Below are 25918 nucleotides of genomic sequence, written 5' to 3' on the forward strand. Positions count from 1 at the left end.
CTTTGTAAACTTATACATTTATAATAAAATTAAAACCTATAATTATTACAACGGATAATAATTATCCGTTAACTCATGAACTCATTATAGAACTTTTTCTATACATTGTCAATAATGATTTTCCATTAATTTATATTATTTTTGATGTTACAAACTATAACATTATCAATCTGTGAAATAACAAAAAGGGACCACGAAAGAATAGTCACCTATTCTTTCATAGTCCCCATAATGTTTACTTAGTCAATACTGCGATCCACGGATGCAATCTGAGATTACATCATACCGCCCATACCACCCATTGGAGGCATTGGAGGCATCATTGGCGCATTTTCTTCTACTTTGTCTGCTACGATAGATTCAGTAGTTAATACCAATGCTGCGATGGATGCTGCATTTTGCAAGGCAGAGCGTGTCACTTTAGCAGGGTCCACGATACCAGCTTTTACCATGTCTACATATTCTTCTGTTAATGCATTGAAACCGATGCCGCTTTCAGTAGATTTTACACGTTCTACTACCACGGAACCTTCTAAACCTGCATTATAAGCGATTTGGCGAAGAGGCTCTTCCACTGCACGGCGCACAAGGTTTACACCTGTCAATACGTCGCCAGTTGCTTCGATACCGTCTAATGCTGGGATGATGTCGATCAATGTAGTACCACCACCTGCAACGATACCTTCTTCCACAGCTGCACGAGTAGCATTCAATGCATCTTCGATACGAAGTTTTTTATCTTTCAATTCTACTTCTGTTGCTGCACCTACTTCGATAACAGCTACACCGCCAGACAATTTAGCCAAACGTTCTTGTAATTTTTCTTTGTCGAATTCAGAAGTCGCTTCTTCTGCTTGCGCACGAACTTGTGCTACACGACGAGCGATTACGTCTTTGTTGCCATTGCCGTCAACGATGATCGTTTCATCTTTTGTGATGCGAACTTGACGAGCTGTACCCAAATGTTCTAAATCTACATTTTCTAATTTCAAGCCCACTTCTTCACTGATCACAACACCACCAGTTAAGATAGCAATATCTTCTAACATAGCTTTACGACGGTCGCCGAAACCAGGAGCTTTCACAGCTACTGCTTTTAATGTTCCACGAAGGCGGTTCACTACTAATGTAGCCAATGCTTCGCCATCTACATCTTCAGCAATAATCACAAGTTCTTTACCTAGTTTTACCACTTTTTCAAGGGCTGGTAATAAATCAGCGATTACGGAGATTTTTCGGTCAGTGATTAAGATTAATGGTTCGTTTACAACAGCTTCCATTTTATCTGGGTCAGTTACCATGTAAGGAGATAAATAACCACGGTCGAATTGCATACCTTCTACTACGTTCAATTCAGTTTGTAATGTTTTAGATTCTTCCACAGTGATAACACCGTCGTTACCTACACGGTCCATTGCTTCTGCGATCAATGCGCCGATTTCTTCATCAGCTGCAGATACAGATGCTACTTGGGCAATGTCTTGTTTACCGTTTACGTCAATCGCTTTAGATTGAATTTCAGCTACTAATTTTTTTACAGCTAATTCGATACCTTTTTTAAGGATCATTGGATTTGCACCAGCAGCTACATTGCGCATACCTTCTTGGATCATAGCTTGTGCTAATACAGTTGCTGTTGTAGTACCGTCACCAGCTACATCGTTAGTTTTTGTAGCTACTTCTTTCACTAATTGTGCACCCATATTTTCAAATGGATCTGGAAGTTCAATATCACGAGCGATAGTCACGCCATCGTTAGTGATTGTTGGAGCGCCAAATTTTTTCTCTAACACTACATTACGACCTTTAGGTCCTAATGTTACTTTTACAGCATTTGCTAATTGGTCAACGCCACGGCCTAATGCACGGCGTGCTTCTTCGTTAAATAAAATTTCTTTTGCCATTGTATAGCCTCCTATATGGGGTCGTCCCCTTCTTTGGTCAGATTATAATACTGCTAAAATATCTTTTTCGCTGATGATTAAATGGTCAACACCATCAATTTTGAACTCAGTACCAGCATATTTGGAGAACATAACTGTATTGCCCACTTCTACTTCTGGTTTTACACGTTCGCCATTATCACATAATTTACCAGGACCCACAGCGATAACTGTACCTTCAGATGGACGTTCCTTTGTGGAAGATGCTAAAAAGATACCACTTTCCGTTTTTGTTTCTACTTCTAATACACGAATAATGACACGATCGCCTAATGGTTTCATTGTTATACCTCTTCTCTTATACACTATAATATCGATGTTAGCACTCAATAAGAGTGAGTGCTAATCACAAGTATTATTATAAATCATTTTTAAATTTTTGCAAGTCCTTTTTGACTTTTTGACCAAATACTTTTTCATAGTTAAAACTTTGCTTCATGGGCCACAATAATTATTTTATGATTTGGCCTCATGGGCTGCGATAATTTTTTTACACGTTTCCACTAGGCTAATACGTTTATCCATACTGAAAGCTCGTATTTTTTCGTACGCCTTTTCCTCAGAAAATCCGTGCAGATCCATCAATATGCCTGTCGCTTTCGACACATATTTTCGTTCTTCTAAGGAACTTGTTAAACCTTTTACCTGTTCTAGCAAATCCCGTTCTTCTTGAAAGCGACCCATAGCCATCTGCAGCGCTGGACCTAAGTCTGGTTCCCGCAAAGGTTTAATCAAATAGCCGTATACCCCAGATTGGGATGCTTTTTGAATTAAATCATCTTGGCTGTACGCCGTTAATAGCACCACCGGCGCCAATCGCTTGTGACGGATTTGCCGCGCTGCCTCAATGCCGTCTAACTCAGGCATCTTCACATCCATGAGCACTATGTCAGGCGCAAGGCCTTGGCATAGTTGAATGGCTTCTACTCCATTAGCACCTTCCCCTACAACAGTATGACCTTGGCTTTCTAATATATCTCGCAAGTCCATGCGAATCAGCGACTCATCATCTACTAGTAAGACGCGCATACTCTTCTCCTTTATGAATCCAAATATCTACGACAGTCCCTATTCCCTTGGATGTCCACGAAATCGTTCCATCCAGTTCATTCCGCACTAGATTATCAATAATCTGCAATCCTAATCGTCGTTGTCTAGTGTCTTCAAAATTCTCTGGCAAACCACAACCTGTATCGGTGATGATAATGTTCAACATATCACGATTCTCTTGATCCATCACCTCTCGCACCTCTACCTGCACTTGTCCTTCCATTCTATCTTTGAAAGCATGTTTAAAAAGATTGGAGAACAGTTCGTTCAGTACCAAGGACACATAGCTGGCCTTGTGAGATGACATGATGATATCATCTCCTGTGTATTCCATGTCGATCCGTTGTTCAGAAGAACCCAAACCTTGTCGCAATAAGCGCCACAATTCTTCTATAATACTGCGCAACGCTACATAATCTTCATCAAAATTCGATACAATTTCATGGACCAGAGCCATACTTTCAATCCGATGAATACTGTCTTGTAAGGCTTGTTTCACATCATCAGACCCACTGCGACGGCTTTGCATGCGCAGTAAACCTGCCACAGATTGCAAATTATTTTTCACACGATGGTGCACCTCTTTAATGACAGAGTTTTTCACCAGTAATTCTTGGTCTCGCTTACGTAATTCTGTTTTATCTTGTAAGACTAAAATGCCACGTTTCCATTTCACCCCAAGAACAACGGGAATCATCACTTGTCGCAGAGCGATATCACCATACAATTCTTCATCAATGGTGCCCACCCTATCTTCTAAGGCCTTTTTGATACGGCCTACTTTCAAAGTACTACTGTAAATGGATGTTCCCTGTAATCGTCGATCGATACCAAAGATGTCCCCTAGCTTTTTAGCCGCTCGGTTCGCATAGAGTATGGTTCCATCTTGCTCAAAAAAAAGGATCCCATCTAAGACGGAAATTCCTTCATACAGCTCTGGTTGCTGCAATTGTGGCACCAACATACCTTGAAATGTCGTCTGTGACACAATGGACATGAACTCGTCATAACGGTTGGAATACACTTCAGACACAGGATTCGTGAATGCACAGGCCCCAATACACTTCCCCCCATTATCTACGATAGGATATGCATAGGCATAGTAGGACTCGATGGTGGACCCTGTATCCGTAGGTTCTTCCCAATCCATGATACCTGCGTAAGGTTTACCACTACTTAATATCTGCTGCATAGGATGGTCTATAGGCACTTCGTATTTCTGTACCATTCCCGTATGACCGTTATCTAACGCTCCGCTGAGTAAAAGGTGTCCGTCCTTAGCTTGCACTAAGAGGGACACCCCTTGTTCACTGATGGCTTTACCAAAGTTTAATCGCTGAGAAAATTGCAATAGTAAAGCCTGTTGTGTAGGATATAAATCGGTTTCTTTGTCTAGGATGTCTTTCCAACTAGCCATATTGGTTTCCTTTCCACAAATCGCTGCCCAATGGAATGGACGGTTTTGCATTCAATGTGTAATTGCTGAATTTGCCAGCTTGTGCCATATAGTAAGCTCGACATCCAATCATGGCCGCATTGTCGGTAGCCAACATCGATCCCGCTGTGAGGTATGTCAATCCTTCTGCTTCACACATAGCCTGTAAATCTCGTTGCAATCCACTATTCGCAGATACACCGCCAGCCAAGGCAATCTTCGTTTCTCCCAAGGTATGAGCCGCTTCTTTCATTTTTTCTACCAATACATCTGTAATGGCCTTTTGAAAGGATGCTGCCACATCTTCATGGCAGATAGATTCACCTTTTTGTTGTTTTCCATTGATGTAGTTAAGAACAGCTGACTTCAGACCACTGAAACTAAAGTCAAAATTTCCTTTTTCCAATAAAGGCCGTGGAAACTCGATAGCCTCCGGATTACCTTCTTTCGCCAACCCATCAATATGTGGCCCTCCTGGGTAAGGATAACCTAATACACGAGCAATTTTATCAAAGGCTTCACCTGCCGCATCATCACGTGTTTGTCCCAGTACCTGGAAGCTTTCATAATCTGTGACATGAACGATCATAGTATGCCCACCAGATACAACTAAGCACAAGAAAGGCGGTTCTAAATCAGGATGTAACAAGAAGTTTGCAAAGATATGCCCTTCCATATGATGAACACCTACTAAGGGAATGTCTTTTGCAAAGGATAACGCTTTCGCCGCCGATACACCTACCAACAAAGCCCCTACTAAACCTGGCCCATAAGTGACACCAATATGATCTATATCCTCTAATGTTACATTCGCATCTTCCAAAGCTTGGTAGATAACTGGCATAATCTGTTCAATATGATGACGGGATGCTACTTCTGGCACGACACCGCCAAATTTTCTATGTATAGGAACTTGACTGGAAATCACATTAGAAATGACTGTTCTACCATCTTGCAACACCGCTGCCGATGTTTCATCACAGCTAGTTTCAATAGCTAATGTGTAGATACTCATGTCAGTTCCTCCATTTCTTTCGTCATAATCAATCCATCTTCTATTGGATCTGAATAAAATTGTTTGCGTACTCCTACTGCAGTAAAACCCAATCTACGATACATCGCTTGAGCAGCAATATTGGAGACACGCACTTCTAAAAAAATATGTTTCATACCTCGTTTACGGAGCATTTGTGTTAATTTACGAGTCATTTTAGCTCCATAACCTGCACGACGATATTCAGGATGAATAGCAATATTCGTAATCTGTCCTTCATCCAAGACTAACCATGATCCTGCATAGCCAACAATTTTTCCATCTTCCAATTCTGCCACGAGGTATAGCTTATCTTCTACTTCTAAATCATCTAATAAAGCCTCTTTCGACCAAGGGGTTGAAAAACAGGCCAGTTCTATTTCGTAGATACCTTCAATATCACTTCGTAAGGCTTCTCGTAATGTGACCATTATCGTTCACCTGCCGCTTCACGGACTACTACCGTAGGTTCTATGTAGGTACCTGTAGCCAACATGTCTTTATTTTTCTCGTCCCAGACCACTTCCGCCTCCGATTTACGAATGTAGAATGGCTCAATGGACTGTGCCTCAGGGATATTTCCATTTGCGAATTGTGGCAATGCTACTTGAATTACATGAGAGGCCCGTGGTCGTTGCTTTGATTCATGCCCGAGTACCAGTCTCATAGGGTCAATACGCCCTTCTTCTATGCCTAGAGCATATTCTTTTTCCAGACGTTTCAGGCCATCTCCTACAATCACCACTGGATGTTCCTCACATAATTTCACTAAGGATGTTAGCAATTCCGGCACTTGATGAACTTCCACTGAATCCAAGGCATCTATAGTTGTACCGTTCCACTCATATTGACGGGCATAGACTTGCTTTTTCTGCGCATCCACAACGGTACACACACGATAATTTGAGTACATAAATCCTTGTGCCAATACGTCTGTGGTGAGCACGCCCACAACAGGCACATTCCAAGCATATGCCAAGGCTTTCGCCGTGCCCAAGCCAATACGCAATCCTGTGAACGAACCAGGTCCAATAGTTACTGCAATGCCGGTAATATCAGATTTCTTCACTTTCCCCGTTGTCAGCACTGTTTCGATATGTGGCACTAATTGTTCAGAATGCGTAAGCCCTGCCTGTACAATGAGTTCACTCCGTATTTCTTTGTCATTTCCTACCGCCACGCTGGCAATGGCACTACTCGTTTCGATTCCTAAAATCATAGGTACTCTCCTATGCGTTGTAATTCATCTACTGAAAGTAAATCTGTCCGAACTGCAAACTGACGAGACCCATCATCATCGATGGTAATTTCAATCCATACCGTCGTATCTGGCAATTCGTCCGTAAACTTACTAGCCCATTCTACAACAGACTTCGTTTCCTCTGTATATTCGTAAAAGCCGATAGTTTCCAACTCTTCTACCAAATCCATTCGATATAAATCAAAATGATACAAATAGATTCCATCTACTTCATAGGTATTCATCAAGGCAAACGTAGGGCTTGTCACTTCTTCTGTGACCCCAAAACCTTTGGCAATACCTTGAGAAAAATGCGTTTTTCCCGCCCCTAATGTACCATCTAAAGCAATACAGATAGGGCCTTCATAATATTTCATAAATCTCCCTAGGTTATGACCTAGGGCCAACGTTTCCTCTACGGAATGTGTTGTATATTGTATACTACTCATATTAATCCTTTATATTATATCGTTTATTAATCTATACGTTGCATTTCTAACGATTCTAACTCATGATATAGGCGCATTCCACTATTATATATTATCTCACTATAACAATTAAATATTTTTCACATCGCTCTATGAGTAACCATATTGTCAATCAGCTAACTACTTATGCCTTAGATAAATGATTATATCCTTTAGGTTCCACTGTCATCCATTGTCCATCACGGTCTACTAATACCTGTGCACTGCCTGCTTTGACATACCCAATAATGGTAAAAGTCTCACTTGGCAAGCTATCTGCTTTCTCAGCTGGAATAGTCCCCACTAGCTGAAAGTCTTCGCCTCCCGTCCACATAGGAAAGTATGGACTCATATCCTTACTTTCACAATAGGCCTGCACCTCTGGATGGATAGGTAAAGTACTTTCATCGACGTAAATGGTCACCTGCGATGCTTTAGCAATCTCGTTGAGCTCACTGGACAAGCCATCACTGATATCGTTCATAGACGTGGCACCTAAGTCTCTTGCTATTATACCACATTCCACATGAGGAATGGGCCGTTGATGAACAGACTGACTCACCGGATACTCCTTGCTACCCTCTAGTAAACTGAGGAGACCCACATAGGATAATCCCAAATAATTCGTGATAAACACTGCATCACTGTCCTGAGCACCACTGCGTAAAACAGATTGATGTTTTGGAACATCTCCAAAAACTGTGGCGGAAATCACAAAAGGCCCCTCCGTTGACACCGTGTCTCCACCTATGATATTCACATCGTAGTCTGCACAGATGTTACGCAACCCATTGTAAACTGCTTCTACATAGGCCGTATGTCGTTCCTTCGGTACTGCGATGGAAACCACCATATGCCGTGGCGTGCCACCCATCGCTGCAATGTCGCTGATGTTCGCTGCCCCCAAACGATAGCCTACGTCAAACGGAGATGTGGTGCTTTCACTAAAGTGAACCCCTTCCACCATCATGTCCGTGCTCACCAGTTGATCTACATCATGAGGAGTATCATACACAGCACAATCATCGCCGACTCCGACCTTTACGTATGTAGAATCATTAATAGTGTGTTGTGTTAGTTTGTCTATAAGAGCAAATTCATCGAGCCTAGGCGTCATAGGTTTGCATACATTAGAATTACTCTCTATAGTATATTTTATATCCTTATTTACATTGTCTTGTAGCATCGTATCTCTATCAATAGTATATTCTATGCTACTTTCTCGCAAGTTATTGTTACTCTTATTATTCCCATTAGTATCGTCAGTGTTGTTGATATTATTCTTACCATTACCATTATGAATATGCATACTCCGATTCGATAACACATGATCTTCGTCTAACAACACATTCCGCAAGAAACGTTCTAAATACTCTGTTGTTCTATACACACCCAGTTTCAAATTTTGATAATTGGCACGTACCAAAGCATTCCTAAAATACCACGCATGGTTGGCGAACATATCATTCGTCACCGTAAAACCTAGGGTGCGAAGATATTTAATAAAAAATACTGCCGTCGTTCTCGTATTCCCTTCACCGAACACATGAATCTGCCACAATTTGGCAACAAAAGTTGCCAAATGATGAATACTCTCTGACATATCTAAGTTCGCATAAGAAAAACTTTTTTCTTGCTCTATGTCATAGAGTAAGGTCGCCCCTAATTCAGATACACTGCCGTAAGTCACCGTATCACCATCGAGAATCCATTCTTTTTTTGTCATATTGTAATTTCGCATAGTGCCTGCATAAGGATAGATATCTGTAAACAATCGCCTATGAATCGATAGATACTCGCTAGGTGTAAAACTGAATGCTTTTTCTAACAACAATTCCGAAATCCGAAGTGATACTATATCCGCCTCTGCGGTTCTATCTTTAGGGTTTTGATAAGATTCGTAATAATTTTCCAATAGTGTATGAAGAGCCTGCAGAGACATCTCTCCCTCAATATTCTTCTTTGCTAGTTCTACCAAGTATGCAGACGGCGTTAAGCCATCAACCGCTTGCAAACCAATGGCAGTCTTCCAGGCTTGGGCTTTTTCATACTGGTTGGATTCTCCTTGCCGTATATATTCCTCAAAGGGATCCTTGTGCATCGTACCACCTCGTCTCTTTTATACATGTCATTAACTAATTATCTATTCTCACAGACTAATGAAACAAAACTATTTCAACTAAACTATACGATTTATATATCACTTTCTCTATACATGTTGCTCTTATTGTACCATACTAGAGCCTAAAGGATAACAAAAATAAAAGGGACTCCTATAAGAGTCCCCTTTCATTATGTGATTGCAAATTATGTGCCTCTGCCTCATCATCTTCATTAACTATGTAACACTACCTCGTCATCTCCACCAACTGTTTCACATAGTCATTGCTCGGATGGTTCTTTACTTCTTCGGTGGTTCCGTATTGTTGTATTTTCCCTTCGTGCATGACAAGGATATGTGTGCCTAGCTTGAAAGCTTCGTGCATGTCATGGGTAATGAATACAATAGTGCAGTCAGTTTGTTTGTGAATTTTCTTCAAGTCTTCTTGCAGTTGATATCTCGTAATAGAGTCCACCGCACCAAACGGCTCATCCATGAGTAATATCTTCGGTGAGTTAGCATAGGCTCTGGCGATACCAACTCGTTGCTGTTGACCTCCAGATAATTCCTTAGGATACTTTTCTTTACTATCCAATGGTAATCCCACTAATGAAAGCATACGATCTACGATAGTATCCACTTCTCCTCTTGGTACGCCATCTAATTTAGGCACATACCCAATATTGTCTGCTACCGTCATATGTGGGAATAATCCATCTCCTTGAATAGCATAGCCAATCTTTCTACGCAAGGAAATTATATCTTGATCGATGACACGAGTTCCAAAAATAGTAATATCTCCTTCATCCGGTACAATCAATCCATTAATCATTTTTAACAGCGTCGTCTTTCCTGACCCAGATGTGCCTACAATACAAAGAAAGTCTCCTTCATTGATAGACAGATTACAGTCTCTTACCACCCATTTACCTTGATAGGACTTTCCAATATGTTTATACTCTATAATTTGATTCATTTATTTCACCACCAATCCTTTAGATTGTAAAAATTCCTTCGCCACTTGTTTCGGATCTTCCTTATCAATCTCTACTTTTTTATTTAATTGTGCCATGGTACTTTCATCTAAAATACCATCTAAACGGTGTAACACGGCCTCTAACTCAGGATGTTTCTGCAATATTTCCTCACGAACGACCATACCTGCCATATAACTTGGATAAAAATTTCGATCGTCCTCTAACACAACAACCCGTGGATCAGACAACTGACCATCTGTAGTAAATACAGTCATAACATCAATTTTCTTATCAAATAAGGCTTGGTATTTTAACCCATTATCCATATCTACTACTTTTTTGAAATGGTAATTATAGGCATTAGCTAACGCTTTATAACCATCTTCTCGTTCAAAGAAGTCATATTCTGCTCCAAATGTTAACTGTCCTGCATACTTAGCCAAGTCAGTAAACGTTTTAATGCCATATTCCTTCGCTAGGTCCGCTCGAATGCCAATACTATAGGTATCATTAAAACCAAACATACCCTTCCATAAGAAATGATATTTGTCCTTATACTCTGCACTCAACATAGGAAACTTGTCGTTCTTGTAGTCTTCCTTATGTTTCAACACGATTTGCCAAGATGTTCCTGTATACTCCGGATACATATCGAAATCGCCTCGCACCATACCAGGATGAATATTAGAGGTGCCACCCCCTACACCATGGGTATATTCGACCTTTAGGTTGGTATCTGCCTCAATGAGCGTCCCCACGATCTCTGCCAAGATATATCCTTCCGATACTGGTTTTGATGCGATGTGAATGGTATCACTTTTACTATACTGTTGCATCCCTACAATACCTATAATAATCACTAAGAGAATACCCAATGCATAGCCTACTTTTTTATTCACAATCGTATGCACCTTGTGTTCTTCCACCAACTTACCAATCACACTTAGTATGCCATCAATCACCAAGGCTAATACAGCAATGAGGATGCCCCCAATCCAGATGAGCACTTCATTATTAGTGGTAATCCCACGATAAATAGCAACACCTAGCCCACCTGCACCCACAAAGGAGGCAATCCCCGCTAAGGCAATGGTCATGGTCACCATATTCATAATACCTGCAAAGATAACAGGGAATGCTAGTGGCAACTGTATCTTCCATAAAATTTGGCTATCTGTGCTACCCATAGCCTGGCTAGCCTCAATAATTTTTGGATCAATGGTGGTAATCCCTACATAAGTGCTGCGCACAATAGGTAATAACGCATAGATAGTAAGAGCAATGATCGCTGTTGTATTCCCTACTCCTGTGAAAGAAATCAGAAACCCTAACAAGGCAATAGAAGGGATTGTATATGCAATATTCACCACAGATATAACCGAATTAGCCAGTTTCTGTTTTTGTGCGATGAATACCCCAATAGCCAACCCCAAAATCGTGGCAATAATAACTGCTGTAAAGGTAATTCCTATATGCTCCAATAATAAATGTAAATAAAATGATCCGTTCTTGCCTAACTCTTCTAATAAATTTTGTATCATCAAATCCTCCCTTTCTACAATATGTTGGTAGATTATTTTCATACTAAATTACCATGAATTCAAGGTATAAAAATGTTGGAGGCTCTTTGCTAAGAGTCCCCCAACATACTACTTAATCTTTTACGATCTTATCTTTCATTTGTTTTAATGGATGCGTTAAATCAATGTTGCCATAGGTAGGTAAGGTCACTCCTTTTACCTTAACATACACTTTATGTACACCATCAAATTCTACAGCCGTATTCACAATAGCTGCGATACGAAGAGTAGCTGTTAAACCTGTTGCATCCTGCAAAAAGTCATCATTTAATACCACGGTAACTGTATCATCATGTTTCGCCGTTTCTACTACTTTTGTGCCTTTTGCAAAGACTGGATAGTCAGCACGACCATCTTGCTCAATCATCAAATTTATGGCATCTTTTACCGTTTTACGCTCTTTATCTATCGTAAGCGGTTGTGGCATTACGCCCTTCCCATCTTGTCGCGGTACATAGACCACAATTTTTGTCATTTTATCCATCGACTTCTTATCTTGCGACGCAGAAGATTGTGCTGTTGTTTGTTTCCCTAAATCTACTTTCAAATCTTGAGAATTACAACCTGCCAATGCGATGACACATACGCTCATCATAGCCACTAAGCCATAGCGTAATGATTGTTTCATGAATTAACCTCCAAAATATAGTTCCAAACCTTTCGCTAATTCATTAGCAAATGCTTGTCGTGTAGATGATTCTTTTAAATGACCTTCCTCCTTAGGATTTGAAATAAACCCTAACTCTACCAATATAGATGGCATAAAAGAGTGTCGTAATACATAAAGATTGCCTGGTTGAATACCACGATCACCATTAAATCCACTATGATCAGCAATCTGACCTTGTACAGAAGAAGCTAATTTTTTCGACTGCTCAGATCCATCAAAATAATAAGTAGCGATACCACCTACATTGGGATTTGAAAAAGAATTAATATGGATACTAATAAATGCATCAGCTTGATTACCATTCGCCACATTGACACGGGCTTGTAATTCATCCACACCACTCGCATGTGGACCATACACATCCACATCTGTAGTACGAGTCAAGATGACCTTAGCGCCCTTTGCTTCTAAGATAGATTTTAAATACTCAGCGATAGGCAAAGTCACTTGTTTTTCTTGTAATCCCGTTGGCCCAATGGCACCTGGATCACTTCCACCGTGGCCTGGGTCTAATACGATAGTTTTACCACTAATACCACCTGTGGCTCGATAATTGACCACTTGTGGAATTGGTTTTTCAGGCACTGTGGGCAATGTAATCTGTTGCTTCGGTGCTGGTTTAGACTCCGTTTTAGCTGGTGGATTCGACTTCGGTGTAGCCGGTTTAGCCGTTGGTTTTTCCGCTGCTTTTGCAGTAGGTTTTACCTCTGCTTTTGGTGGTTCCTTAGCTGGTGCTTTATCAGCCACTGGAGCTACTGGCTTTTTACCGTAATAATTCTCCCGTGGAGCTACTCCTTTTTTCTGAATATCCACCACCATGCGATATGGTTTATTATTAACTGTATCTTTTTTTAGGGTAAATACTTTCAAATCTTCTACATCGATGGCCTTCGGTGTTTCAATTTTCACTACCGTATCTGATCCTGACTGTGAAAGTGTGGCACTCTTTGCAATTCCATCGTCCATCACAATCGATGTAGGTATCCCTGTAAGCGTAGCATTTTTCAAAACCAATGTGGTAGATGTACCACTGGCACTAATAGATGCCGTCGCATGAACGGGGCTAGACAAGCTAAAGACCATTCTCACAAAAGGGATGGGCGCATCATTTCTCGTCACCCAATGAAGATCTGTCACATTTGCAGCCTTTGTGGCTCCAAATAGGACTGGTAACACCAATACTAACATACCCAAAAGGGCAAATAACTTACGCAAATATCTCACTCCAATCTATGTTGCACTGGATAGTTTTCCTTTAGACAGTATCTTAATTATACCACACTTACCAAGTCCATACATGAAAAATTAGTGAAAATTATTCTTTTTTCTAATTTCATCCAAATCACAGCTGTTTCCTATCCTTTTGATTTGAAAGTATCCTCTCTCATCGTCAACCTATGGCTAACATTCACTCCTATACAAAAGAAACATAAGCAGGCTTTTTTCATCACCATTGACTACATTACCTACTTATGTTTCCTACTTTTTATATGTATTTATTACTTAGAACGTACCACTCGAGCATTCATAATCTACTTGTAAACCTCTAATATTAGTAATCTACAAATAAGTTATAAATTTATTATTTTAGCGGCTACGCTGTTTGTTTTCCGTTACGGTTCATAATGTAGTACAATACAGCACCTACTACTAAACCGCCAAGTCCCCAGAATACTTTTTCCAAGGAAGATTGAGTGATTAACCAAATACTAACTACAACTGCTAATACTGGAATCACTGGTCCCAATGGAACACGGAATGTTCTAGCCATATCTGGGCGTTTGCTTCTGAATACAAGTACTGCTAAGCAAGTAGGCAAGTATTGCGCAAAACGAGATACTACGGAGATAGCTGCCAATTTTTCAAAGCTACCAGTCCAAGATAATACAACAGCAAATACGACAGTGACGATAATCGCTACATAAGGAGCATCTTTTTTATTACGTTTAGACACTACTTTAGGAATCAATCCATCATCCGACATAGCTACCCCAGAACGTGGCGCCAAGAAAGAAGATGCTACATTGATACCGCCGATAGAAATCAGTGTACCCGCTGTAACAATAGCTTTCGCTAAAGGTCCCATAAATACGAACGCCGCATCTGCCACTGGAGTTTTAGAAGTTACAAGAGCATCCCCCATAATACCAATGCAAATTGCTTGGATTAAGATATACACAATAGATACTAGTGTTAACACAAGAATAATCGCTTTCGGTACATTGCGTTCAGGCTTTTCCATATCTTCCGCCGCTACTGCAATGGATTCAAATCCTGTGAAAGCATAGAAAATAATCAATGCTGCCGCACCAAAGCTGGCTTGTGTCATGTCTGGTACAGATTCCATTGGCGCGAAGTTAACACCTTTCACATAGAAAATACCTACTAGGATAAAGAAAATCAACGGCAACAATTTACCAATAGTTACGATATTGTTGATGATTTTAGAAATCTTAACCCCCATGATATTCATGATACCAAGTACCACAATTATCAATGTAGCGATGATATTTTTCCCCATTTCTGTACTTGCTGGTTCCCATACTGCCCCCAGAGCGGTAGCAAATCCAACAGCCATAGCAGACCAAGCAATTGTAGCGATGGCCCATTTCATAAAACCTACTTCAAAGCCTACGAAGTTACCAAAAGCTTCTTTCGCATACACATACGGACCACCGTTCTTATTGAACATACCGCCCATTTCAGCAAAGCATAAGGCAATAGACATAACCAATAGCGCATCGAATACGATAACCCATAAACTATTTACGCCTACTAATGCAGCCGCTTTACCTGGAAGCAGGAAGATTCCTGTACCGATAATTGCATTTACCCCTAAGAGTATGATACTCATAAGGCCTAGCTTGTTATTTAACATACTACTTTCTCCTAAACTGTCGCCTTTCAATGCTTACAATTGTACTACTAGAATGTATATCCATAAGATATACACATACTTTCACGTCATATTAAAACAATGCGTGAGCAATAAAATAACCTACAACACAGCTTGTGAATACTCCGATTAGACCTGGTAAAATAAAGCTATGATTAATAACAAATTTACCAATGCGCGTTGTACCAGAACGGTCAAATCCAATACATGCTAAGTCAGACGGATATGTTGGCAATACAAAGTACGCATAACATGCAGGAATGAAAGAAAGTATAATCAATGGTTCTACACCAACACTTAAACCCATAGGCACTACGATAGCAAGTGCTGCTGCTTGAGAATTTACTAGCTTAGAAATAATAAACAATACAATAGCATAGGTCCACGGATGCTCTACTACAATAGTAGATAGAGTCGTTTTAAATTGTGGAATATATGCACCAAAGTAGGTTTCTGCCATCCAAGCTACACCGTATACAGATACAACGGCAATCATACCAGATTTAAAGACAGATCCACTAGTTACATCGCTTACTTTTACTTTACATACAAGAAGAATTAATGCTGCCATTACAAGCATTGCAATTTGAATAGTAGGAGTCATAGACAATGGTTTCCATAAACCTTTTGCATTAGGAACTAATGGCAATAATTGGTTAGGGAAACTACCGAATAGAGCGATGACTAAAATACCAAGTAAGAAAATGATAGTTGCCCAATATGCTGTGCGAGGAAGTTCTTTCACAACACTAGCTTCTTTATTTTCTTCATAGATATAGGCACGTTGCTCAGGATCTTGAATGCGAGCTTGGAACTCAGGGTCATTAGCCAACTCTTTACCACGGCGCATACTCCAGATACCGGCTATAATAACGCCAGCAAATGTAGCTGGAATCGTGATAGATAAGATTGTCACTACACTAGCGTGGAAATTGACAGCTCCCAACATAGCCACCATGGACACTACAGCTACTGAAGCTGGTGACGCACAAATCCCCATTTGGGATGCCACTGATGCCACCGCCATTGGTCGTTCTGGACGAATTCCTTCTTTGATAGAAATATCATAGATAATTGGGAACATCGTATATACTACGTGACCTGTTCCGCATAACACAGTTAAGAACCATGTTGTGATAGGCGCTAAAATAGTAATTTGTTTTGGATTACTACGAAGAAATTTTTCTGCGTATACAAGCATAACATCCAACCCTTTGGAGGCTTGTAAAAATCCAGAACATGTTACCACTGCCATGATAGTTAGCATTACATCAATTGGTGGTTTACCCGGCACAAGACCAATTACGAATACGTAAATAGCAAGACCGATACCAGATACAGCAGCTAATCCTAAGCCACCGTGTCTTACACCAACAATTAAGCAAGCTAACAATAGAATAAATCCGAATAAAATAATCATGAAATTACTCAATCCTTTCTAATAAAAAACACTTGCCGTAATCATTATACGGCAAGTGACTCAATAAAAACAGTGATAAACCTCTTCTATAGGATATATTTTACATGAAAGTTGGTTATGGTTTACAGAGATAAAAAGCTTAATACACTTTTCTACATTATCTAAATCATCAGCAATTCGGAATTTTTACTTTTTCTTTCCAAAGAAAAAGGATACCACAGCAATAACAATCACTGCGCCGATGACTGAAGGAATTAAGGCCATTCCAGCTAAACTTGGTCCCCAAGTGCCAAAAATTGCCTGCCCTACTGAGGATCCTAATAAACCTGCTACAACCTTAGCAATAATGCCCATAGAGCCTCTTTTTTTAGTGATGATTCCTGCTAAAAATCCTATAAATCCACCAATAATACATGACCAAATCATACTACCCCTCCTTTATAAATTGTATATATTTATATAGAAGCACTATATTTAGTAGCTTCTATAACGAAAAACTTAATTGTATTCTACATCAACTGTTGTGATTAATCAAATTTCCTTCTCATCTAGTAAGCAAAGATACGGCCTCAGTCGTAGGCTGTTTCCATTCCTTCTTCGCTTCGCTCGAATTCTTGGACATCCCTGACATGGGCCGCTCTAATGCTTACTGCGTCGCTTCGCTCCTAGTAAGCAAAGATACGGCCTCAGTATGATATGTCTGCGGGAACATATCTACTGGTTGGACTTTCACTAATTTGTAGCCATACTTCGTAAGGATTTCTATATCTCGTGCCATAGAGGATGGGTTGCACGACACGTAGACGATACGCTGTGGTGCCATACCGATAGCTGCATGCAGCACGTCTTCTTTACAACCTGCACGGATAGGGTCGAATACGATGACGTCAGGTTCGATACCTTGTTTATACAAGCGAGGCATTTCAACGGCTGCATCGCCTACGATAAATTCTGTATTAGTGTATCCATTTCGTTCTGCATTCTTTTTCGCATCTACAATAGCAGGCTCAACGATTTCAATACCGATGACGTGCTTTGCTTTGTGCGCCAAGAACAAAGAAATAGTTCCTGTTCCACAATAAGCGTCAATCACTGTTTCATGGCCTTTCAAGTCTGCAAATTCTAAGGCTGTGTCGTACAACACAGTGGTTTGTTCTGGGTTGACTTGAAAGAAAGAATGCGGTGATAACTGAAAGGACAAATCTTTAATATAATCTGTAATTTGATCTTTCCCATAGATGGTACGATTCGTAGGGCCTAAAATCACATTCGTTTGTTTTGGATTGTGATTCACTACGATAGATGTCACCTGTGGCAACACAGTTACGATGCGCTCCACCAATTCCGTTTCACGAGGAATACTAGCGGTGCGACTCACAAGGATAACCATCCATTCGTCTTTCCCAATACGTCCAACGATATGGCGTATGATGCCTCTTTCAGAGTGCTCATCATAGGGCTCGATACCTAATTCGTTCATGGCTTCATAGCAAACTTTTCGAATCTCATCATTGCCCGCATCTTGGATAGGACAATGCTCGTGATTGATAATGCTATGGGAACCTTTTTGATAAAAGCCCATGCGGATGTTGCCGATGGTGCCACTTACAGGCATTTGCATTTTATTACGATATCGCCAAGGAGCCTTGGGGCCTATGCAAGGTAATACTAACTCTGGATCACATTTAGCAATACGTTCAATGACAGCTTTTACAGATTCTGTTTTTAGTCGCAATTGTTCTGTATAGGATGCATGTTGTAATTGGCAGCCTCCACAATTGCCATATACTTCACATTGCGGATATACTCGCTCTGCAGACGGTGTCATAACCGATACGATGTCACCTACGGCATAATTTTTCTTAACTACATTAATTTTTACTTGTACCGTTTCATTGGGCAATGCATAGGGCACAAATACGGTAAATCCTTCGTATCTGCCTACTCCTTCGCCACTACTACCCGTGCCGTGAATAGTAATGGTATATGTATTTCCAACGCACACTGGTGCCTTCTGTTGTTTCTTCTTCTCGCTCATCTATATATCCTTATACACAATGTAATCGTTTTATCAATGTATTTCCTTTTATTATATCATTTTTTAGGTGTTCTTAATACGGATTCCAACATCATCGTTAGTAAAAGCAACTCATTTTGTTCTACCTCAAAGTCTTTTAAAACAATTTTAACATTCAATGAGCCTACTATTGAACAAGGCTCATCGTTAGTAAAACCAGTTCATTTCGTCCTATAACCTGCTCTTCTCAAAAAAGAAAAAGCATACAGCCTCCATCATGGATGCTATATGCCTATGTATTACACTTCTTTTTCTAAACTAGTCCGTCTTATGTTCTAGTGCATTGAGCTGTTACTTTCACTAATATCAGTTTATTTTACCAAACGATTGCGGATGATTGCTGCGCCTAATACCAATACAACACAGCCGATATGGAATGGCAAGCTATATGGTTCAATGTATGGTGTTGCCATCGGATCATGCTGAATCATGCTAGCAGATACCCAGCCTAAGATACCGCCACCTACATATAAGATCACAGGGAATTTATCGATTAGTTTGACAAAGATTGTACTGCCCCAAACAATAATTGGTACTGTCACGAGCATACCTGCCACAACAAGACCAAAATGACCTTCCGCTGCAGCCACAACACCTAGTACATTATCGATGCCCATTACACCATCGGCAATGATGATAGTGGCAATAGCACCCCAGATATTGTCTTTTGCTTCAATGTTATGCTCATTATCTCCATCTTTCAATAAGGAGTAACCAATCCAAAGCAACATAATACCGCCAACGATGCGTAATGCTGGAATATTATCTAAGGCTTCAATGAATAAAATCGCCATCACAAGACGCAAAACAATCGCACCGGCAGTGCCCCAGAAAATAGCACGTTTACGTAATGCTTCTGGTAAATTTTTCGCCGCCATGCCAATCACTATAGCATTGTCTCCAGCCAATAATATATCAATAATAATAATTTGTAGAATTGCTAATAACCCTTGTGTTGATGTAATATCCACCATTTCCTCCTATATATACTACTTAGAATACATTTTATTATATCATAGAGAACCTGTAAAACAAAGGATAGCCGATTCCAATGAACCGACTATCCTTCTAGTATGTTAGGATCTACATCACAGTAGTTTCCTATCTTTTATTTTGTGTAACTACACATTTGCAATTAGATGTTCTTTCTGTTTTACAACAAATCAATGACTTCTCTAATTCAGAATATATACTTTCACCGTTCGACGACCAAATTGTATGGCCTCATTATAGCTATCCATAGCCAAATCAATACGATGCCCTATAATAGCACCACCTGTATCATCTGCTACAGCATAACCATATCCTTCCACATACACCTCGGTTCCTAATGGAATTACATTAGGATCCACCGAAACATATCCACGACGAAGCGCATTACCCCTAGCTGTATGTGTACCAGATTCATAACTGGAATAGGCACTGGCCTCCATGTCTATCGTTTTCTTATAGCTTGTTGGTTTGCCTCGTTTTATAGATAATTTTGACCATGTAGCACTATCAATAGTCCCTGTCACTGGTAAACCATAATGACGTTGGAAACGAATTAATGCTTCTTTCGTACCATTCCCAAAAACTCCATCAACAGCTCCTGGAGAAAATCCACTATCTACTAATTTAAGTTGTACTTCTTCTATATTTCGACCACGGTCACCAAACCGTGATACCTCCACACTACGGGTATTTCGAGACGCTTGCTGCCCCTCAAATTGTTTTTGATTCTCTAGTAAAGCACGCATTGTTTCTGTACCTACTCTACCGTCTGGAGTTAACCCGTGTTCTTTCTGAAAGACGAGCACTGCGTATTCTGTATTATTCCCAAATACTCCATCTGCTGTATCAAGCAAATAGCCTTGGGCTACTAACAACGCTTGTAACTCCTCTACCTCTTTACCGCGATCACCACGTCCAGATGTTGCAAAAGCTGTAGCCATACAACAAACTAAGAGTAAAATCGCTATGAGAGTTATTTTTTTCACGATGTTCACCTCATATCTAAATGCTTATACATTTTACCATTTTTTGGGAGATACGTCAAAAAAACAGGGCTTTTTTAACACTTCAACACCACTTAGTGCCCATTTTTATCACATTTTTCCCACATATAGTATAAATTACTTCCCATAGGAAACACCACCTACTACATATGTACACAAAAAATGTTAATTTTCCTCAATTTCTATAGTAAATATGCATAAAAATGGAGTTGCTATACTAAATTGGTATAATAGATCATTTCAATATGATGTGATACAAAAGTTTTACATATTAAAATAATCATAATAAATAGTATTTTAAAATTGAAGAAGTTAGAATTATATCTTGAAAAATAATTATAACAAAAAGCTCACTAAAATGACTAATCATCATTCAAATGAGCTTTTCACAATACATCTTTAAAATGAGATTATTTAAAATGCCGTAATGGTTGCAAGCAATCCAAAGATAATTCCCGGCAAGTTTGCTACTGCCAAAGGATAGTCCTTTTTTTCTTTTAAAAGTCCGTAACTTGCCCATATGATACAGTTAATCGTCGCTGCCAAGGGCTGCAGAAAAAATGTTTTATTCCCATCCAAGTTTCCCATGATTTGCGGAACATAAGACACATACATCATTACTGAAAGGAATGTTCCAAGCCATCCTAACATTTTTAAATTTTTTTCACTCATTCTATTATCTTCCCTCTTATAAGATCAATTAACTTAAATATTTTAGTAGTATATCACAAAATGTTAGGAAATCAATACTTAAATTTAAGTTTTTATATAATATCTATGAAGTAGTCAAACATTTGTGACACAACCCTAAACTTTCTGGTATAGAATCTCTCCCCATCAATCTTATGACTTCGCTCTATCTTTCCATTTTGCCACGGTGAAAATAAACCTAATAAAACCGTAGTAAAAGTGTCCTTTTACTACGGTTTTAATATAGAGTCAACCGGAACTATTTGCTACTATTGCCACTATTGTGGACCTTCTCCAGCAATAATACGCTCTGCCTCTACGTTAGATAAATCATAATGCATAAAGTTTTTATAGAAATCTTGTGTTTCTTTCACTAGGTTAATATCCGCAAATAATTGTGGTTGGATGATTTGACCTGCCCATAAGATTTGTAATGCTGATTCAGCACTATATCGATCCCATTTAAATGTTCCTACAGGATTACTATATACACGACCCATTTGAACCGCTTTAATGCCACTCCATTGTGGATCATTCATAATTTTTTCAATAGCTGCTTTAGAGTTCACATCACCCACTATAATAATATCTGGGTTCGCTTTGATGATTTCTTCCATGGTTAGTGTAAGCCCACGACCTTTTTGTTCGATCGCATTAATACCCCCAGCATAGTGAATCCATTCATCAATAATTGTTTTAGTACCATCTACTTTTAGTAAATTTTCACCTGTCGCAATATGCATCACTCTTGGACGTTCCGCATCAGTTAAAGCTTTCGTTTTTTCTTCTGCTAAAGCGATATTTTTATCTAAATACGCATTGTAACTCTTAGCAATCTCTACCGCATTGCCACCAAGAATATCGGCAGTCATGGATACTACATTGCGAAGTCCTTTATAATCAGTAAACTCCATATGCACTGCTGTAAAGCCACCTTGACGGACTTGTTCTGCTTGTTTTTTACTATTTACAATAATCACTTGTGGTGATACTTTTTGTAGTTCTTCTAATTGTAAATCAAAGCCAAAACGATCTGGTGCAGCAATATTTTTAATATTTGGATAAATATGTGAGAACCAAGGTAATGTTTGTACATATTGTGTAGTAGCAACTAACTTATCTGCTCCACCTAGCATCAACATAACTTGATTATTCGCTGGCCATAAGTCAGCAATCCGCTCCACATGTGTTGGTAATTGAACTTGGGTGCCACCAATATCGGTGATAGTATGTACTTCTTGCGTTGCTCCTTTTGATGCATTTTCTGTACCACAACCGGCTAACAAGCCAATGGAAATCAACAATGCAAAGAGCATAGTAATAATTCGTTTCATAACGTCTCCTAACTAGCTTCCATACACAAACTAACTACTTCAAAATCACGTGTCTATACATTTAATTTGCAGGACTTTCACCATGGATAATACGTTCTGCATCATCACTAGATAAATCAAAATGTAAGAAATCTTTATAGAACTTTTGTGTTTCTTTCACTAGGTTAATATCCGCAAATAATTGTGGTTGAATGATTTGACCTGCCCATAAAATTTGCAATGCCGCTTCTGCACTATAACGATCCCAGTTGAACGTTCCTACAGGATTGCGGTATACTCGATGATTCCTAACAGCTTTTAAACTTGCCCATTGTGGATCACTCATGAGTTGGTCTATACCTTTTTGAGCTTGTGTGCCACCAATGATGATAATATCTGGGTCAGCTTTAATAATTTCTTCCAAAGTTACTACGATTTGTGGACCTGCTGCTGTAATGGCATTCTTACCGCCTGCATAACGAATCCATTCATTGATAATCGTTTTGTCTCCATCTACTTTTAATAGATTATCTCCACCTACGATATGCAACACGGTTGGACGTTCTGCATCGCTAAGATGTTTAGTTTTTTCTTCCGCTAATTTTACATTACCATCTAAATAAGCTAGATATTGTTTACTAATGTCGATGGCTTTACCACCTAATACATCGGCTGTAATAGCCACGGTTTTGCGCAATCCTTCATAGTCAGTAAAATTCACACGTACTGCTGGAAGACCTGCTTTGCGAGCCATTTCAATTTGGTTCTTATTGCTAACCAATACCACTTGTGGATTTAATTTTTGAATTTCCTCCATTTGCACATCTGTTCCTTTTACCGGAGCTGGAATCTCTTTAATTCTAGGATATACTTTTACAAACCAAGGCAATCCTTGCACATTTTTTGTAGTAGATACTAATGTATCTGCGCCCCCTAACATCAATACCACTTGGTTATTAGCATGCCATAAATCTGCTACTTGTTTGATATCTTTTGAAATCGTCACTTCCGTTCCATCAATATCTGTGACAACCCTCGTAGAAGATGTATTCCCTTGGGATGCATTTTCTGTACCACAACCAGCCAGCATACAAATGGCGGTAAATAAGGCTAACAACAATACTACAATACGATTCATAAAATCTCCCCTTTCTGACCTAACTGTGGGATTACGCAAACTGTGCGATGTACCGTTTCGCTGTAAAACAAACTAAGCTTCGTCCGGTAAATTCTCTCCAATACTTCCACAGTCAGATCACTGACAGAATCATAAAAATCTATTGTTCCACCACGACATAAACCGACACGGCTATTCAGTAATAAAGCCTGTTCCGGCACATGTGTAGTAAAAATAATAGCATATCCTTGTGTTCGCAACTGTTCTATCGTTTCTAGAACAATCACTTGATTACGTATATCCAATGCAGATGTTGGTTCATCCATCAATAATAATCTTGTATCTTGCAATAAAGCGCGTCCAATGGCCACTAATTGACGTTGTCCACCACTTAAATCGCGACACGGTTTATCTCGTAATTCTGTAATCCCTAGCATCTCTAATATATCATCTGTTTTTTGAAATTCTTCTTTTCCTGGCGAAGAAAACATCCCCGTTCGCAACGTCGCTCCAAAGGATATATAATCTCGTACCGTATAGGGTATATCTGCCCCTATAATCTGTGGTACAAAAGCAATTAACTTCGCTCGTTCTTGAATAGACACACTCCCTAAATCTACACCATTGCAGTATATATGTCCCGATTGCACCGGCTGAAAACACATCAAACAACTAAGCAATGTAGATTTTCCAACCCCATTACGCCCTAATAGAGCTAAGGTATCGCTAGCTTTCACAGAGAATGATAAATCCGTAAAAATATTAGGCTCTCCCTTGCCATACGAAAAAGAGATAGAATCTACTGAAAGTTCAAAGGAATCCATTAGAAATACCTCCGTTGTTTATACAATACCCACGCAAAGAATGGCGTTCCAATGAATCCACAGAGTATTCCTAGTGGAATCTCTGCTGTTGTTAACGCTCTAGCAAATAAATCTGCCACCATCAAAAAGGAGGCACTGACTACTATCGTAGCGGGAATCAATTTTTTATGATCATGACCTACTAACATACGTGATAAATGTGGTATCACAAGACCTACCCAACCAATGGTACCACTCAAACATACAGCCGCTGCCGTCAATAACGTAGAAATACCTATTATGACAATCCGTTCTCGCTGTACATTGACACCTAAACTTTGTGCTTCCTGATCAGACAAGGACAAAATATTTAAGCGCCACCGCAAGGCTACTATTGCTATTGTTCCTACCACAATAATCGGCAACACATAATACAAATTATCCCATGTAACTTTCGCCAAGCTACCTAATTGCCAATACACAATATCTTGAAGCTCTGTATCTGGATCTGCAATGTATTTCAGCAGTCCAATGATGGCTGACATAAATCCAGACACAATGATGCCACATAAGACAAGAACAATCCTAGATTGGTTTTGAATCAATCTAGGTAATAATAATGTAAGGCATACCGCTACAATCCCACCAATAAAAGCACACACTGCTACCCCATATAATGACAAATGCAATAAGATACCTAAGCAGGCTCCTACACTAGCACCGTGTGAGACACCTAGTAAATCTGGTGATACTAAATCATTGCGGAAAACTCCTTGATAGGCTGTTCCTGATACAGCTAACGCAACGCCTACCAAAATAGCACCCAGTACACGAGGCAATCGAATCTCCATAACTACATTATACATCGACGCATCCCAAGTGATGGGTATTACTAAAAATCTTGATAGTAATATGTTCCACACTTCTTGAACAGGAATAAAGAATCGTCCCATCACCAAAGACAACAAAAAAATTCCTGCACACACAAGGATGGCTATCATCATAGTCCGTTTATAATGATACATAATAATCCCCCTATTCTCAGTTACACGTATACACTTACTATAGATAGTTATTTCAAAATTTGCAAGGAGTTTTTTTACGTATTG

Annotated in this window: 24 protein-coding genes; all 24 read right to left on the reverse strand. The window is 39.5% G+C overall.

What is annotated here, in order from left to right; all coding sequences use genetic code 11:
* Positions 1-275 precede the first annotated feature (275 nt).
* Positions 276-1904 carry a chaperonin GroEL gene (gene groL, locus EO127_RS02240; protein WP_127069181.1) on the reverse strand — a complete coding sequence of 543 codons (1629 nt, stop codon included), beginning with the start codon at positions 1902-1904 and terminating at the stop codon, positions 276-278.
* Between the two features lie 42 nt (positions 1905-1946).
* Positions 1947-2225: a co-chaperone GroES gene (gene groES / locus EO127_RS02245; RefSeq protein ID WP_126938549.1), complete on the reverse strand. Its 279-nt coding sequence runs from the start codon at positions 2223-2225 to the stop codon at positions 1947-1949.
* Positions 2226-2399: 174 nt separating this feature from the next.
* Positions 2400-2972, reverse strand: a complete 573-nt coding sequence (locus EO127_RS02250; RefSeq protein WP_127447840.1) for an ANTAR domain-containing response regulator — start codon at positions 2970-2972, stop codon at positions 2400-2402.
* Entirely contained in the window at positions 2950-4410 is a 1461-nt protein-coding gene (locus EO127_RS02255) for a sensor histidine kinase (RefSeq protein WP_164742258.1), read from the reverse strand. Before EO127_RS02255 ends, EO127_RS02250 begins: the two co-directional genes overlap by 23 nt.
* Positions 4403-5443 carry a tRNA (adenosine(37)-N6)-threonylcarbamoyltransferase complex transferase subunit TsaD gene (gene tsaD / locus EO127_RS02260; RefSeq protein WP_127447842.1) on the reverse strand — a complete coding sequence of 347 codons (1041 nt, stop codon included), beginning with the start codon at positions 5441-5443 and terminating at the stop codon, positions 4403-4405. Before tsaD ends, EO127_RS02255 begins: the two co-directional genes overlap by 8 nt.
* On the reverse strand, positions 5440-5892 hold the full coding sequence (rimI, locus tag EO127_RS02265; RefSeq protein WP_127447843.1) for a ribosomal protein S18-alanine N-acetyltransferase: 453 nt from the start codon (positions 5890-5892) through the stop codon (positions 5440-5442). Before rimI ends, tsaD begins: the two co-directional genes overlap by 4 nt.
* A complete protein-coding gene (gene tsaB, locus EO127_RS02270; protein ID WP_127447844.1) occupies positions 5892-6680 on the reverse strand; it encodes a tRNA (adenosine(37)-N6)-threonylcarbamoyltransferase complex dimerization subunit type 1 TsaB in 789 nt (262 codons plus the stop codon). Before tsaB ends, rimI begins: the two co-directional genes overlap by 1 nt.
* Entirely contained in the window at positions 6677-7150 is a 474-nt protein-coding gene (gene tsaE, locus EO127_RS02275) for a tRNA (adenosine(37)-N6)-threonylcarbamoyltransferase complex ATPase subunit type 1 TsaE (protein WP_127447845.1), read from the reverse strand. Before tsaE ends, tsaB begins: the two co-directional genes overlap by 4 nt.
* A gap of 163 nt (positions 7151-7313) precedes the next feature.
* Positions 7314-9269, reverse strand: coding sequence for a thiamine-phosphate kinase (gene thiL, locus EO127_RS02280; RefSeq protein WP_127447846.1), 1956 nt, complete (start codon positions 9267-9269; stop codon positions 7314-7316).
* Positions 9270-9516: 247 nt separating this feature from the next.
* A complete protein-coding gene (locus tag EO127_RS02285) occupies positions 9517-10245 on the reverse strand; it encodes an ABC transporter ATP-binding protein (RefSeq protein ID WP_127447847.1) in 729 nt (242 codons plus the stop codon).
* A complete protein-coding gene (locus EO127_RS02290) occupies positions 10246-11787 on the reverse strand; it encodes a glycine betaine ABC transporter substrate-binding protein (RefSeq protein WP_127447848.1) in 1542 nt (513 codons plus the stop codon).
* A 112-nt stretch (positions 11788-11899) separates the two neighbouring features.
* Positions 11900-12454, reverse strand: a complete 555-nt coding sequence (locus tag EO127_RS02295) for a GerMN domain-containing protein (RefSeq protein ID WP_127069191.1) — start codon at positions 12452-12454, stop codon at positions 11900-11902.
* Positions 12455-12457: 3 nt separating this feature from the next.
* The gene (locus EO127_RS02300) at positions 12458-13711 is read right to left on the reverse strand and encodes an N-acetylmuramoyl-L-alanine amidase (RefSeq protein WP_127447849.1); all 1254 of its coding nucleotides are present in this window, start codon (positions 13709-13711) and stop codon (positions 12458-12460) included.
* 379 nt (positions 13712-14090) lie between these two features.
* On the reverse strand, positions 14091-15374 hold the full coding sequence (locus EO127_RS02305) for an APC family permease (protein ID WP_127447850.1): 1284 nt from the start codon (positions 15372-15374) through the stop codon (positions 14091-14093).
* A 91-nt stretch (positions 15375-15465) separates the two neighbouring features.
* Positions 15466-16812, reverse strand: a complete 1347-nt coding sequence (locus EO127_RS02310) for an anaerobic C4-dicarboxylate transporter (RefSeq protein ID WP_127447851.1) — start codon at positions 16810-16812, stop codon at positions 15466-15468.
* Between the two features lie 186 nt (positions 16813-16998).
* Positions 16999-17238: a GlsB/YeaQ/YmgE family stress response membrane protein gene (locus EO127_RS02315; RefSeq protein WP_127447852.1), complete on the reverse strand. Its 240-nt coding sequence runs from the start codon at positions 17236-17238 to the stop codon at positions 16999-17001.
* Positions 17239-17458: 220 nt separating this feature from the next.
* Entirely contained in the window at positions 17459-18850 is a 1392-nt protein-coding gene (rlmD, locus tag EO127_RS02320) for a 23S rRNA (uracil(1939)-C(5))-methyltransferase RlmD (protein WP_127447853.1), read from the reverse strand.
* A 350-nt stretch (positions 18851-19200) separates the two neighbouring features.
* Entirely contained in the window at positions 19201-19860 is a 660-nt protein-coding gene (locus EO127_RS02325) for a TerC family protein (RefSeq protein WP_127448064.1), read from the reverse strand.
* A 204-nt stretch (positions 19861-20064) separates the two neighbouring features.
* Positions 20065-20868, reverse strand: coding sequence for a peptidoglycan-binding protein (locus tag EO127_RS02330; protein ID WP_240645969.1), 804 nt, complete (start codon positions 20866-20868; stop codon positions 20065-20067).
* A gap of 432 nt (positions 20869-21300) precedes the next feature.
* Positions 21301-21558: a SemiSWEET family transporter gene (locus tag EO127_RS02335; RefSeq protein ID WP_062403139.1), complete on the reverse strand. Its 258-nt coding sequence runs from the start codon at positions 21556-21558 to the stop codon at positions 21301-21303.
* A 296-nt stretch (positions 21559-21854) separates the two neighbouring features.
* Positions 21855-22910 carry an ABC transporter substrate-binding protein gene (locus tag EO127_RS02340; RefSeq protein ID WP_177428927.1) on the reverse strand — a complete coding sequence of 352 codons (1056 nt, stop codon included), beginning with the start codon at positions 22908-22910 and terminating at the stop codon, positions 21855-21857.
* Positions 22911-22971: 61 nt separating this feature from the next.
* Positions 22972-24027: an ABC transporter substrate-binding protein gene (locus tag EO127_RS02345; RefSeq protein WP_127447854.1), complete on the reverse strand. Its 1056-nt coding sequence runs from the start codon at positions 24025-24027 to the stop codon at positions 22972-22974.
* Positions 24024-24830: an ABC transporter ATP-binding protein gene (locus EO127_RS02350; protein WP_127447855.1), complete on the reverse strand. Its 807-nt coding sequence runs from the start codon at positions 24828-24830 to the stop codon at positions 24024-24026. Before EO127_RS02350 ends, EO127_RS02345 begins: the two co-directional genes overlap by 4 nt.
* Positions 24830-25834 carry an iron ABC transporter permease gene (locus EO127_RS02355; RefSeq protein ID WP_127447856.1) on the reverse strand — a complete coding sequence of 335 codons (1005 nt, stop codon included), beginning with the start codon at positions 25832-25834 and terminating at the stop codon, positions 24830-24832. Before EO127_RS02355 ends, EO127_RS02350 begins: the two co-directional genes overlap by 1 nt.
* Positions 25835-25918 lie beyond the last annotated feature (84 nt).

Origin of the sequence: Veillonella sp. 3310 (genome assembly GCF_003999875.1) — a bacterium.
GTDB lineage: Bacteria > Bacillota > Negativicutes > Veillonellales > Veillonellaceae > F0422.